Source organism: Streptomyces deserti, from assembly GCF_054782695.1.
Map to the genome: position 1 here is coordinate 1,088,897 of NZ_BAAGRZ010000001.1, position 15,268 is coordinate 1,104,164.

General features: G+C 71.8%; 11 protein-coding genes. 6 read left to right on the forward strand and 5 right to left on the reverse strand.

Features of this window, described 5'->3' with window-relative positions; genetic code table 11:
- Nucleotides 1-29: 29 nt before the first annotated feature.
- Both ACYVMZ_RS04880 and ACYVMZ_RS04885 read right to left on the reverse strand, forming a co-directional pair.
- Nucleotides 30-1,199 carry a dihydrodipicolinate synthase family protein gene (locus tag ACYVMZ_RS04880; protein ID WP_461075746.1) on the reverse strand — a complete coding sequence of 390 codons (1,170 nt, stop codon included), beginning with the start codon at nt 1,197-1,199 and terminating at the stop codon, nt 30-32.
- Nucleotides 1,196-2,347 carry a Gfo/Idh/MocA family protein gene (locus tag ACYVMZ_RS04885; RefSeq protein ID WP_461075748.1) on the reverse strand — a complete coding sequence of 384 codons (1,152 nt, stop codon included), beginning with the start codon at nt 2,345-2,347 and terminating at the stop codon, nt 1,196-1,198. The genes ACYVMZ_RS04880 and ACYVMZ_RS04885 overlap by 4 nt, the downstream gene beginning before the upstream one ends.
- Before the next feature lie 279 nt (nt 2,348-2,626).
- Here ACYVMZ_RS04885 and ACYVMZ_RS04890 point away from each other — a divergent pair, with 279 nt between their 5' ends.
- The 6 genes from ACYVMZ_RS04890 (at nt 2,627) to ACYVMZ_RS04915 (ending at nt 9,367) form a co-directional block, all read left to right on the forward strand.
- Nucleotides 2,627-3,676, forward strand: a complete 1,050-nt coding sequence (locus tag ACYVMZ_RS04890) for a LacI family DNA-binding transcriptional regulator (RefSeq protein WP_461075750.1) — start codon at nt 2,627-2,629, stop codon at nt 3,674-3,676.
- 218 nt (nt 3,677-3,894) lie between these two features.
- Nucleotides 3,895-4,491, forward strand: coding sequence for a dihydrofolate reductase family protein (locus ACYVMZ_RS04895; RefSeq protein WP_461075752.1), 597 nt, complete (start codon nt 3,895-3,897; stop codon nt 4,489-4,491).
- 87 nt (nt 4,492-4,578) lie between these two features.
- Nucleotides 4,579-5,511 carry a bifunctional helix-turn-helix transcriptional regulator/GNAT family N-acetyltransferase gene (locus ACYVMZ_RS04900; RefSeq protein WP_461075754.1) on the forward strand — a complete coding sequence of 311 codons (933 nt, stop codon included), beginning with the start codon at nt 4,579-4,581 and terminating at the stop codon, nt 5,509-5,511.
- Between the two features lie 44 nt (nt 5,512-5,555).
- Nucleotides 5,556-6,356, forward strand: coding sequence for a sugar phosphate isomerase/epimerase family protein (locus tag ACYVMZ_RS04905; RefSeq protein ID WP_461075756.1), 801 nt, complete (start codon nt 5,556-5,558; stop codon nt 6,354-6,356).
- Between the two features lie 417 nt (nt 6,357-6,773).
- Nucleotides 6,774-8,606 carry a glycoside hydrolase family 3 protein gene (locus tag ACYVMZ_RS04910; protein WP_461075758.1) on the forward strand — a complete coding sequence of 611 codons (1,833 nt, stop codon included), beginning with the start codon at nt 6,774-6,776 and terminating at the stop codon, nt 8,604-8,606.
- 113 nt (nt 8,607-8,719) lie between these two features.
- Nucleotides 8,720-9,367, forward strand: a complete 648-nt coding sequence (locus ACYVMZ_RS04915; RefSeq protein WP_461075760.1) for a hypothetical protein — start codon at nt 8,720-8,722, stop codon at nt 9,365-9,367.
- A gap of 57 nt (nt 9,368-9,424) precedes the next feature.
- Here the strand turns inward: ACYVMZ_RS04915 and ACYVMZ_RS04920 are convergent, their stop codons facing one another.
- From ACYVMZ_RS04920 to ACYVMZ_RS04930, 3 genes are all read right to left on the reverse strand, one after another.
- Nucleotides 9,425-10,867 (reverse strand): aminopeptidase, encoded by a 1,443-nt coding sequence (locus ACYVMZ_RS04920; protein ID WP_461075762.1) that lies wholly within the window; start codon nt 10,865-10,867, stop codon nt 9,425-9,427.
- 97 nt (nt 10,868-10,964) lie between these two features.
- Entirely contained in the window at nt 10,965-11,351 is a 387-nt protein-coding gene (locus ACYVMZ_RS04925) for a hypothetical protein (RefSeq protein WP_461075764.1), read from the reverse strand.
- 83 nt (nt 11,352-11,434) lie between these two features.
- Nucleotides 11,435-15,163 (reverse strand): ABC transporter ATP-binding protein, encoded by a 3,729-nt coding sequence (locus tag ACYVMZ_RS04930; protein WP_461075765.1) that lies wholly within the window; start codon nt 15,161-15,163, stop codon nt 11,435-11,437.
- Between the last annotated feature and the right edge of the window lie 105 nt (nt 15,164-15,268).

Sequence of the window (15,268 nt, forward strand, 5' to 3'; positions counted from 1 at the left end):
GTTGATCGAGAAGCGCTCGAGTCCACTGCTCACTGGGCCACCCCGTACAGCGAGAGCAGGGTCTTCATCCGCTCCTCCGCCAGCTTCGGGTCCGGGAACAGGCCCAGGCCGTCGGCGAGTTCGTACGCCTTCGCGAAGTGCGGGAGGGAGCGGGCCGACTGCAGGCCGCCGATCATCGTGAAGTGGGACTGGTGGCCCGCGAGCCAGGCCAGGAAGACCACGCCCGTCTTGTAGAAGCGGGTGGGGGTCTGGAAGAGGTGCCGCGACAGCTCGACCGTCGGGTCCAGCAGTCCCCGGAAGCCCTGCACGTCGCCCGTGTCGAGGACCCGGACCGCCTCGGCCGCCAGCGGGCCCAGCGGGTCGAAGATGCCCAGCAGGGCGTGGCTGAAGCCCTGGTCGTCGCCCGCGATCAGCTCGGGGTAGTTGAAGTCGTCGCCGGTGTAGCAGCGCACTCCCTGGGGGAGCCTGCGGCGCAGGTCGATCTCCCGTTGCGCGTCCAGCAGGGAGATCTTGACGCCGTCGACCTTGTCCGGGTGGGCGGCGATGACCTCCAGGAAGGTGCTGGTGGCGGCGTCGAGGTCGGTGCTGCCCCAGTAGCCCTCCAGCGCCGGGTCGAACATCGGGCCCAGCCAGTGCAGGACCACCGGCTCGGCGGACTGGCGGAGCAGGTGGCCGTAGACCTCCAGGTAGTCGTCCGGGCTCTTGGCGACGGCGGCCATCGCGCGGGACGCCATCAGGATCGCCTGGGCGCCCGTCTCCTCGACCACCGCGAGCTGCTCCTCGTAGGCGGCCCGGATCTCGTCCAGGCCGTACGGGTAGCCGATCTCGGTGACGGGCAGCTGGTCCGTGCCCACACCGCAGGCGATCCGGCCGCCCACGCTGCGAGCCTCCGCGGCCGACCGGCGGATCAGCTCCGCCGCCCCCGCCCAGTCCAGGCCCATGCCGCGCTGGGCGGTGTCCATGGCCTCGGCGACGCCCAGGCCGTGGGACCACAAATGGCGGCGGAAGGCGAGGGTGGCGTCCCAGTCGACGGCGGCGGGCGAGTCGGGCGACACGTCCGCGCAGGGGTCGGCGACGACGTGCGCCGCGGAGAAGACCGTACGGGAGGTGAAGGGGGCGCCGGGGGTGAGGGCGAGAGGTTCCGTGCGGGGTTCGTACGTCCTCAGGCCGCCGTGTGCGTCAGGAAGCTGGATGGTCACAGCGAGATCTCCGGTACGTCGAGGCGGCGGCCCTCCGCCGAGGACTTCAGGCCCAGCTCGGCGAGCTGGACGCCGCGGGCGCCGGCCAGCAGGTCCCAGTGGTAGGGGGCGTCGGCGTAGACGTGCTTGAGGAACAGCTCCCACTGGGCCTTGAAGCCGTTGTCGAAGTCCTGGTTGTCCGGGACCTCCTGCCACTGGTCGCGGAAGACCTCGGTGGCGGGGATGTCGGGGTTCCAGACCGGCTTGGGGGTGGCGGACCTGTGCTGGACCCGGCAGTTCCTGAGTCCCGCGACCGCCGAGCCCTCCGTGCCGTCGACCTGGAACTCGACGAGCTCGTCGCGGTTGACGCGCACGGCCCAGGAGGAGTTGATCTGGGCGATCGCGCCGCCCTCGAGTTCGAAGATGCCGTAGGCGGCGTCGTCGGCGGTGGCGTCGTACGGCTTGCCGTTCTCGTCCCAGCGCTGCGGGATGTGGGTGGTGGCGGTGGCCTGGACGGACCTCACGCGGCCGAACAGCTCGTGCAGCACGTATTCCCAGTGCGGGAACATGTCGACGACGATGCCGCCGCCGTCCTCCGCGCGGTAGTTCCAGGACGGGCGCTGTGCCGTCTGCCAGTCGCCCTCGAAGACCCAGTAGCCGAACTCGCCGCGTATGGAGAGGATCCTGCCGAAGAAGCCGCCGTCGATCAGGCGCTTCAGCTTCAGCAGGCCGGGGAGGAAGAGCTTGTCCTGGACGACGCCGTGCTTGATGCCGGCCTGGGCCGCCAGCCGGGCCAGCTCCAGGGCGCCTTCGAGGCCCGTCGCCGTCGGCTTCTCGGTGTAGATGTGCTTGCCGGCCGCGATCGCCTTCTTGATGGCCTCCTCGCGGGCGGAGGTGACCTGGGAGTCGAAGTAGATGTCGACCGTGTCGTCGGCGAGCACCGCGTCGACGTCCGTCGAGATGTGCTCCAGGCCGTGCTGCTCGGCCATCGCCCTGAGCGCGTGCTCGCGGCGGCCGACCAGGATCGGCTCCGGCCACAGCACGGTGCCGTCGCCGAGGTCGAGGCCGCCCTGCTCGCGGAGGGCCAGGATGGAGCGGACGAGGTGCTGGCGGTAGCCCATGCGCCCGGTCACGCCGTTCATGGCGATACGCACCGTCTTGCGTGTCACGTCATTCCCTTCATAGGCGCCACCGGCGCCACCGGCTGCACGGGCTTCCCCCGTTCCCGCCGGGTTCACTGGTGAGCGATACAGCAAGCGCTTTCTATATGTAAGAAGCTAGCCTCTGAACTGCGGTCTGGACAAGACCACGGCAAGGACGAGAAGGACGAGTCGTTCGAGGGGGCGAACGACGCGGGCCCCGGGCCGTAAGGTCTCCTCGGAACCGTGGCCACAGGCCCGGGTGTGTACGAGGGCGTACGACGAGATGCGCGACCGGAGGACGAGGACATGACGGTGACCCTGGCGGACGTGGCGGCCCGCGCGCAGGTCTCCCCCGCGACGGTGTCGCGCGTACTGAACGGCAACTACCCCGTGGCAGCCTCCACGCGTGAGCGCGTGCTCAAGGCGGTGGACGAGCTGGACTATGTGCTCAACGGGCCCGCCAGCGCCCTGGCCGCCGCCACGTCCGACCTGGTCGGGATCCTGGTGAACGACATCGCCGACCCGTTCTTCGGGATCATGGCGAGCGCGATCCAGTCCGAGATCGGAGGGCCGGGCGGCCGGGCGGGCGGCGAGAGACTCGCGGTCGTCTGCAACACGGGAGGTTCTCCGGAGCGCGAGCTGACGTACCTGACCCTGTTGCAGCGGCAGCGGGCGGCGGCGGTCGTGTTGACCGGCGGGGCCATCGAGGACGCGGCGCACCAGGCGGCGATGGCCTCGAAGATGCGGAAGCTGGCGGACGCCGGGACGCGGGTGGTGCTGTGCGGGCGGCCGCCGGCGCCGGACACCGGGGCCATCGCGTTGACCTTCGACAACCGCGGGGGCGGGCAGGAGCTGACCGAGCACCTGATCCGGCTCGGGCACCGGCGGCTGGGCTACATCGCGGGCCCCGAGGAGCGGACGACCACGCGTCACCGGCTGGAGGGACACCGGGCGGCGCTCGCCGCGCACGGCATAGGGGAGGACCCGCGCTGGACGGTCCACGGGCGGTACGACCGCCAGTCCGGCTACGAGGCCACGCTGGAGCTGCTGCGCCGCGACCCGTCCCTCACGGCCGTCGTCGCCGCGAACGACTCCGTCGCGCTCGGCGCGTGCGCGGCGCTGCGGGACTCCGGTCTGCGGATCCCTGAGGACGTGTCGGTCGCCGGGTTCGACGATCTGCCGTTCAGCATCGACGCGGTGCCTTCGCTGACGACGGTGAGGCTGCCGCTGGCGGAGGCGGGGGCGCGGGCCGGGCGTATCGCGATGGGGCGGGAGGAGCCGCCGCCCGGGGGGATCGCCGCGGTGCGCGGGGAGTTGATGGTCCGGGGGTCGACCGGGGTGCCGCGGGCTTCCTGAGGCGGACGCTCACCGGTGCGTCTCACCGGGTGCGCCTCACCGGATCCGCCTCACCGGATGCGCCTCATTGGATGTACTGCGCCTCCCCGTCCGTTCGGCGGGATGCCCGGCGGGTCGAGCAGCCTGCCCCGATCTTTCTTCCCGAGCGGCGATGAGTTCCGCGGCCCCCTACGGTCTTCAGTGCCGTACGGATCGAGCAAGGAACTGGAGTGCATCCCATGCGTATCGTCATCACCGAGTTCATCAGCCTGGACGGTGTCGTGCAGGCCCCCGGCGGCCCGCAGGAGGACACCGACGGCGGCTTCGCGCACGGTGGCTGGAGTCACGCCTTCTTCGACCCGGAGGTCGTCGGCGGTGCCTTCGACGCGGCGCTGGAGGAGGCCGACGCGGTGCTGTTCGGGCGGCGTACGTGGCAGACGATGGCGGGGGCGTGGCCCGAGCGGGCCGGGGATCCCTTCGCCGACCGGATCAACGCCATCCAGAAGTACGTCGTCAGCAGCACCCTCGGCGAGGACGACCTGACGTGGGCCAACACCACCCGCATCCCCGGCGACGACGCCGTGGCCCACCTGCGCAAGCTGCGCGAGAGCGACGGCGGCACCATCCTGGTGATGGGCAGCCCCACCCTGGCCCGCACGCTCATCTCCGAGGGCCTGGCCGACGAGCTGCGGCTCATCGTCTCGCCGGTGATCCTCGGCGGCGGCAAGTCGATCTTCCCCGACGACGGGACGAAGGCCGCCTTCGAGCTGGTCTCGACGACCACCGCGTCCACCGGCGCCCAGGTGTGCGTCTACCGCCGGGCCGGTGAGGCGTAGGCGCGGTCGCGGCCATGGACCAAGGAGCGGGTGCGGCCTACGCTCGACCTCAGATATCCCTGACTGGGTCAAGGATCGGGGCCGATCATGACCGTCCAGGACATCCGCTCCTTCAACCGCTTCTACACGAACGTCATCGGTGCCCTCGACTACGGCCGGCACCTCTACGCCCCGTACACCCTCACCGAGTCCCGTGTGCTGTACGAGCTCGCCCACGCACCGCGCACGGACGCCGCCGACCTGCGGGCGCAGCTCCACCTGGACGCCGGGTACCTGAGCCGCATCCTCACCAGGTTCGAGCAGGACGGGCTGATCGAGCGCGGTCCGTCCCGGACGGATCCGCGCCGCCGCCGCATCACGCTCACCGCGCGTGGCCGCCAGGCCGCCGACCTGCTCGACGAGCGGGCGCGGGAGACGGTCGGGGCGCTGCTGGCCACGGTGCCGCCGGACGACCGGCCGCGGCTGGCGGAGGCGATGCGGACGGTCCGGGCGATCCTGCAAGACCGCCGGGCCCCGCGCGCCGAGGACGTCGTCCTGCGCGAGCCCGGCCCCGGCGACCTCGGCTGGATCGTGCAGCGCAACGCCGCGCTGTACGCCGCCGAGTACGGCTGGAACGCCGACTACGAGGGGTTGGTCGCGAGGATCGTCGCCGACTTCGCGCAGGACCACGATCCGCGTCTGGAGCGGGTGTGGATCGCCGAGCTCGACGGACGGCCGGTGGGGTGTGTGATGTGCGTACGGGACGAGGTGCCCGGGGCCGCCCGGCTGCGGCTGCTGCTCGTCGAGCCGGACGCGCGCGGCCTCGGCATCGGCGACCGGCTGGTCGGCGCCGTCGTCGACTTCGCGCGCGAGGTCGGCTACCGCGAGGTGGTCCTGTGGACCAACGACGTCCTCACCGCCGCCCGCCGCATCTACCAGCGGCACGGCTTCGTCCTGGTCGCCGAGAAACCCCACCGCTCCTTCGGCCGTGACCTGGTCGGCCAGGACTGGCGGCTGGACCTGCGCGCAACGCCCGAGTGACCAAGAGGAGTCACCGGCAGGGGTGCGGGGTAGGGTCCGTCTCCATGAAGCTGGCGTTCTCCACCCTCGGCGTCCCCGGCCTGCCCCTGACCGACGTACTGCGGCTCGCGGCCACGCACGGCTACCACGGTGTCGAGCTGCGCGCACATCCCGAGGAGCCGGTGCATCCCGGCCTCGGCCCCGGCGAACGGGCCGACGTCGCCGCCGAGTTCAAGGCGACGGGCGTCGAGATCCTGGGTCTGGCGGGATACGCGCGGGTCGCCGCACCGGGCGACGACGACCCCGTCCTGGCCGAGATCCGTGCCCTCCTCGACCTCGCCCGCGACCTGGGTGCCCCGTACATCCGGGTGTTCCCCGGCGGCAGCCCGGACCAGAGTCCCGAGGAGGCCGACGCGACGGCCGCCCGGCGTCTGGGCACGGCCGCCGAGTACGCCACCGATGCGGGCGTGCGCATCCTGCTGGAAACCCACGACTCGCACCGCACCGGCGCCGACGCGATCCGCGTCCTCGGCCTGGTCGGTCACCGCCAGGTCGGCGCCCTGTGGGACGTCATGCACACCTGGCTGGGCGGCGAACAGCCCTCGGAGAGCTTCGCGGCCCTCTCCCCGTACCTCGGCTACATCCAGGTCAAGGACATCGCCTCCGCCGACGACACCACCCCGCTGCCGCTCGGCGCCGGTGTGCTGCCGCTGGCCGAGTGCGTGGAGGTGCTGTCCCGCAACGGCTGGGACGGCTGGCTGTGCTGGGAGTACGAGAAGCGGTGGTACGAGGCCGCCGCCCCGCTGCCCGACCTGCTGGGGCCCGGACGCGAGCACCTGTCGCGGCTGCTCAACGACTCGGCGTGAGGGACGCCCTCAAGGTGCCGCCGGGGTGTTCGTGCCCCGGCGGCCGCCCGGGGAGCAGGTGGAGTCCGGCCTGCCGGCGGTGACCCCGCCTCGCCCGCCTCACTGACCCCAAAGCCACCGACTTCGGGAAATCCGGCCGAACCCGGGAACCCGCTCCCGCCCCCGCTCGTCCAATGCGCAGGTTGCCGGATGAGTCACCGTGGTGCGGTGTCGGCCCTCGCTGCTGGCTGCGATCGCTGACCACCCTCTCCGCCGTACCGTGGCCGGCAGCATGCCGCCATCGGCGCGCCCCCCTCCAACTGCGCCGATGGCGGCCCCTCTTTGGTTACTGTGCATTCCCTTGACCGGCAGAAACTTCCCGGTTATTGCTGACCTTCTGGAAGTTTCCTTCAGCGGTTTCCTCCGGAAGGAGCGCACGTGCCCGACACCAGCACGGCAAGCACAGGAAACACCGCCACCCCCTCCAGACGTACGGTTCTCGCCGCCACCGCGGGCCTCACCACCGCCCTGGCCGTCGGCGGCACCGCGTACGCCGACGCCGCCCGCGACGACGAACTCCGCACCCTCATCTCCCGGATGACGCTCCCGGAGAAGGTCGGCCAGCTCTTCGTCATGCGGGTGTACGGCCACTCCGCCACCGCCCCCGACCAGGCCGACATCGACGCCAACCTCAAGGAGATCGGCGTCCGTACGGCCGCCGAGCTGATCGCGAAGTACCGGGTCGGCGGCATCATCTACTTCGCCTGGGCGCACAACACCCGTGATCCCCACCAGATCGCGGACCTCTCCAACGGCATCCAGCAGGCGTCGCTGCACCTGCCGCGCGGGCTGCCCGTGCTGATCTCCACCGACCAGGAGCACGGGATCGTCGCGCGCGTGGGCGAGCCCGCCACCCTGTTCCCGGGCGCGATGGCGATCGGGGCCGGACGCTCCCGCTCCGACGCCCGTGCCCTCGGGCGGATCGCGGGCCGCGAGCTGCGCGCCATGGGCATCCGGCAGGACTACGCCCCCGTGGCCGACGTGAACGTCAACCCGGCCAACCCGGTCATCGGCGTACGGTCCTTCGGCGCCGACCCGGAGGCGGTCGCCGCCCTGGTCGCCGCCGAGGTCGTCGGGTTCCAGCGCTCGGGGGTCGCGGCGACCGCCAAGCACTTCCCCGGGCACGGTGACACCGCGGTCGACAGCCACACCGGTTTTCCCGTCATCACGCACAGCCGCACGGAGTGGGAGACGCTGGACGCGCCACCCTTCCGCGCGGCGATCGAGGCCGGCATCGACTCGATCATGACCGCCCATCTGATGGTCCCGGCGCTCGACGGCTCCGGCGACCCGGCCACCCTCTCCCGCCCCATCCTCACCGGCATCCTGCGCGGCGAACTCGGCTACGACGGCGTCGTGGTCACCGACTCCCTCGGCATGGAGGGTGTCCGGACGAAGTACGGCGACGACCGGGTGCCGGTGCTCGCGCTGAAGGCGGGCGTGGACCAGCTCCTCAACCCGCCGCACCTGGACCTCGCCTGGAACGCCGTCCTGAAGGCCGTCCAGGACGGCGAGCTCACCGAGGCCCGGCTCGACGAATCGATCCTGCGCATCCTGCGGCTGAAGGCGAAGCTGGGCCTGTTCCGCGACCCGTACGCCAGCCACGGCGACGTCGACCGCACGGTGGGCGTCCGGTCGCACCTGGCGGCGGCCGACCGGATCGCCGAGCGGACGACCACGCTGCTGGTCAACGAGGAGCACCTGCTGCCGCTGTCCCGGCACCGGCACGCCAGGCTGCTCGTCGTCGGCGCGGATCCGGCCTCGCCGTCGGGGACGACGGGACCGCCGACGGGCGTGCTGGCTTCCGCCCTCACCGAACTCGGCTTCACGGCCACCGCCCTGTCCACCGGCACGGCGCCCTCCCAGGCGACCATCGCCAAGGCGGTCGCGGCGGCGCGGGACGCGGACGCGGTGGTGGTCGGGACGTACAACGTCACGGCCACCAGCAGCCAGAAGACACTGGTCGAACAGCTGGTCGCCACCGGGAGGCCGGTCGTGGCCGTGGCGATCCGCAACCCGTACGACGTGGCCCGGCTGCCCTCCGTACCGGCCTGCCTGGCGACGTACTCCTGGACCGACGTGGAACTGCGGGCGGCGGCACGGGTGATCGCGGGGCGGGTGGCGCCGTGCGGGAAGCTGCCCGTGCCGGTGCCGAGGGCGGACGATCCGGCGCAGGTGCTGTATCCCATCGGACACGGACTGTCGTACTAGACGTACGCCACGTACCGGGCGCATCGCCCCCAACATGCGCAAACCCTCCTGGATGCCTGGCGTGTGCCCGCTGCGGCGGGTCACGCTGGGCGGGGGTGCTCGGGGGGATGGCGATGCGCGAGAGATGGTCCGTGGGGGTGGTGTGCGGGCTGCTGACGCTGCTCGGCGCACTGCTGACAGGCTGTCAGAGTCCGTCGGCGGCCGGGGAGGAGGACGGCCGGCTGGGCGAGCCGTCCACGGTGACCGTGTCGCCGGAGCCGACGCGGCCGTCCGGATACGGGGCGGTGTTCCTCGCGGTCGACGAGTGCAGTTCCTTCGGGACGACGAGCTTCACCGAGGTGCCGTGCGCCGGTGAGCGGGCGGCGGCCCGGGTCGTGGCCCGGCACGACGGCACGGTGCGCGACGGGCCGCGCTGCCCGGCGACCACGGACTTCGTGCTGCACATCAGCGAGCAGCGCCCCGCGTCCGACGAGGACGGTGACGGGGCGGTGCCACAGGGCTACGCCTGCATGCGCAACCTCCAGCCGCCGCACCCCGGTGACCCGGGCGGCGGAGGCGGGCCGCGCACCATCGTCGGTGACTGCGTCTACAGCTCCGGCGACGGGCAGGTCCGCGAGACGGCCTGCGACGGCCGGGGCAAGCGGAAACCGCAGTACAAGGTGACGAAGGCGGTGGACGCGCGTTCCCAGTGCCCGGCGTCGACGGCCCTGTACGTCCGGCTCGGCGGCGAGACGCCGGTGGGCTGCGCCCGGCCGCTGTGAGCGACGGCCGGGCGCAGGACCGGACTGACGGACTTACGGGCCTACGGGCCTACGGGCCTACGGGCGCAGTGTCATCTCCCGCCGTACGTCCCGCTTGTCCAGCTTCTTGTCGAACTTCGCCAGCGGCTTCGCCGCCGACGGGTCGGCCTGGACCGCGGCGGGCGCGACGCCCGCCCACTGGAGGATCCTGGCCGTCGCGAGGGCCTTCTGGTCCGCCACGAGACCGGCGACGTTCGCGCCGTGGTTCATGCCCGGGGCCGTGAACACGTAGGAGTCCTTCGCGCCCTTGCCCAGCCGGAACGGCTCGGCGCCCCACGGGTCGTTCTCGCCGTAGACGAAGAGCATGTGCCGCGCGTTGTGCCGCACCCACGTGTCGACGTCCCGCATCGCCCACGGCTGGAACCGCATCGGGATCTCGCGCGGGACGAAGTACCGCGGCGGCAGGTAGCCGTAGCGGATGTACTGCTTCTCGATGTGCGGGAACCCGATCGTCGGCGCGCCGAGCTGCGTACCGGCCTGGTAGTAGTACGGCGTGTACGGCTCCAGGCCCTGGTCGGCATAGGCGGAGAAGCCCACGATGGTGTCGACCGAGGTCCAGATCTCCTCGTCGGTGGCGTTCTTCGCGTCGGCCGGGATCCGGTCGCAGTCCTTCAGCAGGCTGTACTGCCAGAAGCCCCACACGTAGTCGAGCACGACCGCCTCGTACGCCTTGTCCAGGCTGCCGATCGTGGTGAAGGTCAGGCCCTCGGCGTCGGCGTACTCCCGGTACCGCTTCTCCAGCGGCTCCCGGCGCACCAGCGCCTCGCGCTGCACCGCGTTGAGCCGGTCCCGGCACTCCTTGGTGCCGACGGTGGCGAAGAAGCGGTCGTAGGCCGAGTCCTCCTTGTTCACCACGTCGTTGGGGGCGACGTAGGCGACGACGCCGTCCATGTCGCGCGGGTAGAACCGCTCGTAGTACGTGGCGGTCATGCCGCCCTTCGAACCGCCCGTGGAGATCCAGTTCTTGGTGTAGACGGGCTTCAGGGCCTCGAAGATGCGGTGCTGGTCGCTGGCCGCCTGCCAGATGTCCAGCTCGGACCAGTCGGCCAGGTCGGGCCGGGACGGGGTGAAGAAGCGGTACTCCATGGAGACCTGGTTGCCATCCACGATCTGGGTCGGCTCGCTGCGGCGGGGCGTCGTGGAGACGTTGTAGCCGCTGGTGAAGAAGACCGTGGGGCGCGAGACGTCCTTGTGCAGCACGGTGATCCGCTGCTGGAACGTGCCCTTGTCCGGGTACCGGTGGTCGACCGGCTGGGTGTAGGTGAGGACGAAGTAGCGGTAGCCCGGGTACGGCTTCTCCTCGATCAGGCTCATGCCCGGTATGGAGAGCAGTCTCTCCTTGATGTCAGTGGTGCCGGCTGTGCCGGTGGCCTCCGGCTCGGCGGCGCTGGCCGCCCCGGCCGTACTCAGCGTGCCTATGAGCACCGTGAGCGCCAGCAGCCATCTGAGCGCCTTGCGCATGCGCACTCCCCTGTGAGACAGATGTGCGCCGGAAGCTAGCGGACCAACTCACCTGCGCACCAGGGGACATGGGGGAATCCCTCGGTCCGGGCGGGCCTCAGCACAGGATCCAGCCGGCGCTGACCGAGCCCCGGCCCACCCGTCCCTTCACCCACACGCAGCGCTGCCCGGCGTGCACGGTGACCGGGCCGGCCCGGTACTTGTACCGGCCCTCGTCGACGACCGGCCGGCTGCCGCGCGCCTGCACACTGACCGACATCGTGCGCTTGACGCCGGGCTTCTTGGGGAGGGTGACGGCACAGAGGTAACCGCCCCGCTTGTAGACGAGCACCGAGCCGGTCGAGAACGGGAGCGTCCTGACCTTGCGTCCGGCGCAGTACGCGGCGGCCTGAGCGTCGCTCGGCGCGGCGACGGCGAGCAGCCCGGACGCGGTCAGCACGGCCATGCCGAGCGCCAGGCGGCGACGTATCGCTCCGGTGTCCACTGTCGTCCTCCCGTACCGCGACTACCACGAATCGGCGTACGGGTGTACGGACGCATGACGTATGTCGGATGGTTGCGCGGTCGTCACCGGGACGCGCCGACCGGCTCCTCCGGCTCGGCCTGCCCGACGAACGTCCGCCACAGCTCGGCGTACCGCCCGCCGCGGGCCAGCAGCTCCTCGTGCGTACCGTCCTCGGCGACCCGGCCCTGGTCCATGACGACGACCCGGTCCGCGCGGGCGGCCGTCGTCAGCCGGTGGGCGACCACCAGGGTCGTACGGCGGCCCGCCAGCCGGTCCGTCGCCTGGTTGACCTGCGCCTCCGTGGCCAGGTCCAGCGCGGCCGTCGCCTCGTCGAGGAGCAGGATGTCCGGGTCGACCAGCTCGGCGCGGGCCAGCGCGATCAGCTGCCGTTGCCCCGCGGAGAGGTTGCGGCCGCGCTCGGCGACCTCGTGCAGGTAGCCGCCCTCCAGCGTGGCGATCATCTCGTGGGCGCCGACCGCGCGGGCCGCGGCCTCCACCTCGGCGTCGGTGGCGTCCGGGCGGCCGTAGGCGATGGCGTCGCGGACGGTGCCCTGGAACAGGTACGCCTCCTGCGGGACGACGCCCAGACGGTGCCGGTAGGAGGTGAGGTCGAGGTCCCTGAGGTCCGTGCCGTCGACGGTCACCCGCCCGCTGGTCGGGTCGTAGAACCGGGCCACCAGCTTGACGAGGGTCGACTTCCCGGCACCGGTCTCGCCGACGAACGCGACGGTCTGTCCGGCGGGGATGCGCAGGTCGATGCCGCTGAGCGCCGCGTCGGTCTCGTCGGCGGCGCCGTACGCGAAGTGCACGTCCTCGAAGGCGATCTCCCCGCGCAGGGAGAGCACTTCGCGGGGTTCGTCGGCGGACTTGGTCGACGTCGGCTCCTGGAGCAGCTCCTGGATGCGGCCCAGCGAGACGGACGCCTGCTGGTAGCCGTCGAAGACCTGGGAGAGCTGCTGCACGGGTGCGAAGAACAGGTCGATGTAGAGGAGGTAGGCGACCAGCGCGCCCGTCGTCAGCGTGCCGGCGTCGACCCGGGCACCGCCCACGACCAGCACGGCCACGGCCGCCGCCGCCGACAGGAACTGCACGAACGGGAAGTAGACCGAGATCAGCCACTGGCCCCGGATGCGGGCGCGCCGGTAGCTGTCGCTGCGCTCGGCGAACCGTCGCCCGCCGTCCCGCTCGCGCCGGAAGGCCTGCACGATCCGCAGCCCGGACACCGACTCCTGCAGGTCGGCGTTGACCACCGACACACGCTCACGGGCCAGTTCGTACGCCTTCACGCTCGCCCTGCGGAAGAAGTACGTGGCGATGATCAGCGGGGGCAGCGTGGCGAAGACGACGAGCGCGAGCTGTACGTCGATGACGAGCAGGGCGACCATGATGCCGAAGAAGGTGACGACCGAGACGAAGGCCGTGACCAGGCCCGTCTGCAGGAACGTCGACAGCGCGTCGACGTCGGTCGTCATCCGGGTCATGATGCGCCCGGTCAACTCCCGTTCGTAGTAGTCCAGTCCGAGCCGCTGGAGCTGGGCGAAGATCTTCAGCCGCAGCGCGTACAGCACCCGCTCCCCGGTGCGTCCGGTCATCCGGATCTCACCGCTCTGCGCCGCCCACTGGACGGCCACCGTGAGCAGCGCGAGCAGCGAGGCCGCCCAGACCGCGCCGAGGGAGAGCTGTGTGACGCCCGAGTCGATGCCGTGCCGGATCATGATCGGCAGCAGCAGGCCCATGCCGGCGTCGACGGCGACCAGGGCCAGGCTGACCAGCAGCGGCAGCCCGAAGCCTTTGAGGAGCCTGCGCAGCCCGTACGACTCCTCCGGCTGGACGGCCCGCGCCTCGTCGATGTCCGGGGTGCCGGTGGCCAGGGGCAGCGCCTCGACCTGGGCGAGGAGTTCGGGGGTGGCGGGACTGCCGTCCATCGCGGCGTCCCTGGGCTCCCGCTCGCCCGCCCAGAGCCGTGGCGTGATGCCGCGCTCGGCGTCGAACTCGGCGTCCAGCTCCTCCCGTACGGAGGTGTCCTCCCGCGGCACGGCCGGCTGGGCGTGGCCCGGGGAGACCGCGCCGAGCTCGTCGGGGTCGGTGAGCAGGCGCCGGTACAGGGCGGACCGCTGCTGGAGCTCCTCGTGCGTGCCGATGTCGGCGAGGCGCCCGCCGTCGAGGACGGCGATGCGGTCGGCGAGGTTGAGGGTGGAGCGGCGGTGGGCGATCAGCAGGGTGGTGCGGCCCCGCATGACCTCCCGCAGCGCCTCGTGGATCTCGTGCTCGACCCGGGCGTCGACCGCGGAGGTCGCGTCGTCCAGGACCAGCAGCCGGGGGTCGGTGAGGATCGCGCGGGCGAGCGCGATGCGCTGGCGCTGGCCGCCGGAGAGGGTCAGGCCGTGCTCGCCGACCACGGTGTCGTAGCCGTCGGGGAGGTCCCGGATGAACCGGTCGGCCTGGGCGGCGCGGGCGGCGGCCTCGATCTGCTCCTGGGTGGCGTCCGGACGGCCGTAGGCGATGTTGTCGCGGACGGTGTCGGAGAAGAGGAAGGAGTCCTCGGGGACCAGCCCGATCGCGGCCCGCAGGGACTCGAGGGTCAGCTCGCGCACGTCGTGGCCGCCGACCAGGACGGCACCGCGCGTGACGTCGTAGAAGCGCGGCAGGAGCAGGGAGACGGTGGACTTGCCGGAGCCGGAGGAGCCGACGACGGCGAGGGTCTCGCCGGGGCGGATCTCGAAGGACAGGCCGTCGAGGACGGGGTGGCCGGGGTCGTAGCCGAAGGACACGTCGTCGAACTCGACGGTGGCGGGCGCGTCGGCGGGGAGGGGCTTCGTGCCGTCCTCGAGGGACGGTTCGGTGTCGATCAGCTCCAGGACCCGCTCGGTGCCGGCCCGGGCCTGCTGCCCGACCGTGAGCACCATGGCCAGCATGCGGACCGGGCCGACCAGCTGGGCGAGATAGGTCGAGAAGGCGACGAACGTACCGAGCGTGATGTCGCCGCGCACCGCGAGCCAGCCGCCGAGCGCGAGCATCGCGACCTGGCCGAGGGCGGGCACGGCCTGGAGGGCCGGGGTGTAGACGGCGTTCAGCCGGATGGTCCGCAGCCGCCCCGCGAAGAGCCGCCGGCCGACCTCCCGCAGCTTCCCGGTCTCCTGCTCCTCCTGCCCGAACCCCTTCACCACGCGTACGCCGCTGACGGCGCCGTCCACCACGCCCGCGACGGCGGCGGCCTGGGCCTGGGCGTACCAGGTGGCGGGGTGGAGCCTGACACGGCTGCGCTTGGCGATCCACCACAGGGCGGGCGCGACGGCGAGGGCGACGAGCGTGAGCGGCAGCGACAGCCACGCCATGATCACCAGGGAGATCAGGAAGAGGAGGAAGTTCCCGATGGTCATCGGGAGCATGAAGAGCAGGCCCTGGATCAGCTGCAGGTCGCTGGTGGCCCGCCCGACGACCTGCCCGGTGGACAGCTCGTCCTGGCGCCGCCCGTCGAGCCGGGTGATCGTCGCGTACATCGCCGTCCGCAGGTCGTGCTGGACGTCGAGGGCGAGCCGGCCGCCGTAGTAGCGGCGGATGTAGGTGAGGACGTAGACGAGGAGCGCGGCGGCGATCAGGGCGCCCGCCCAGGGCGCCATGGCCCTGGTGTCGTCGCTGATCACATCGTCGATGATCACCTTGGTGATCAGCGGCACCAGCGCCATGACGGCCATGCCGGCCAGGGAGGAGCCGAGGGCGAGGACCACGTCCTTGGGGTAGCGCCAGGCGTAGCCCCACAGTCGTCGTGCCCAGCCCCGTTGCGGTGTCACGCGCGTGCCCTCCGATCGTCCTGCGTTACCGGAAGGCACCAACGCCGACAGCAGCGGATTTCATCCCCTCGCCGCGATCCCCGGGCCAAGGTCCCGGGACCAAGG

Bases quoted from the DNA above. Each gene is read 5' to 3' on its own strand.
- ACYVMZ_RS04895 (WP_461075752.1), top strand. From the start codon at position 3,895: ATGCGTATCGTCATCACCGAGTTCATCAGCCTGGACGGTGTCGTGCAG.
- ACYVMZ_RS04900 (WP_461075754.1), top strand. From the start codon at position 4,579: ATGACCGTCCAGGACATCCGCTCCTTCAACCGCTTCTACACGAACGTC.
- ACYVMZ_RS04890 (WP_461075750.1), top strand. From the start codon at position 2,627: ATGACGGTGACCCTGGCGGACGTGGCGGCCCGCGCGCAGGTCTCCCCC.
- ACYVMZ_RS04915 (WP_461075760.1), top strand. From the start codon at position 8,720: ATGCGCGAGAGATGGTCCGTGGGGGTGGTGTGCGGGCTGCTGACGCTG.
- ACYVMZ_RS04905 (WP_461075756.1), top strand. From the start codon at position 5,556: ATGAAGCTGGCGTTCTCCACCCTCGGCGTCCCCGGCCTGCCCCTGACC.
- ACYVMZ_RS04920 (WP_461075762.1), bottom strand. From the start codon at position 10,867: ATGCGCAAGGCGCTCAGATGGCTGCTGGCGCTCACGGTGCTCATAGGC.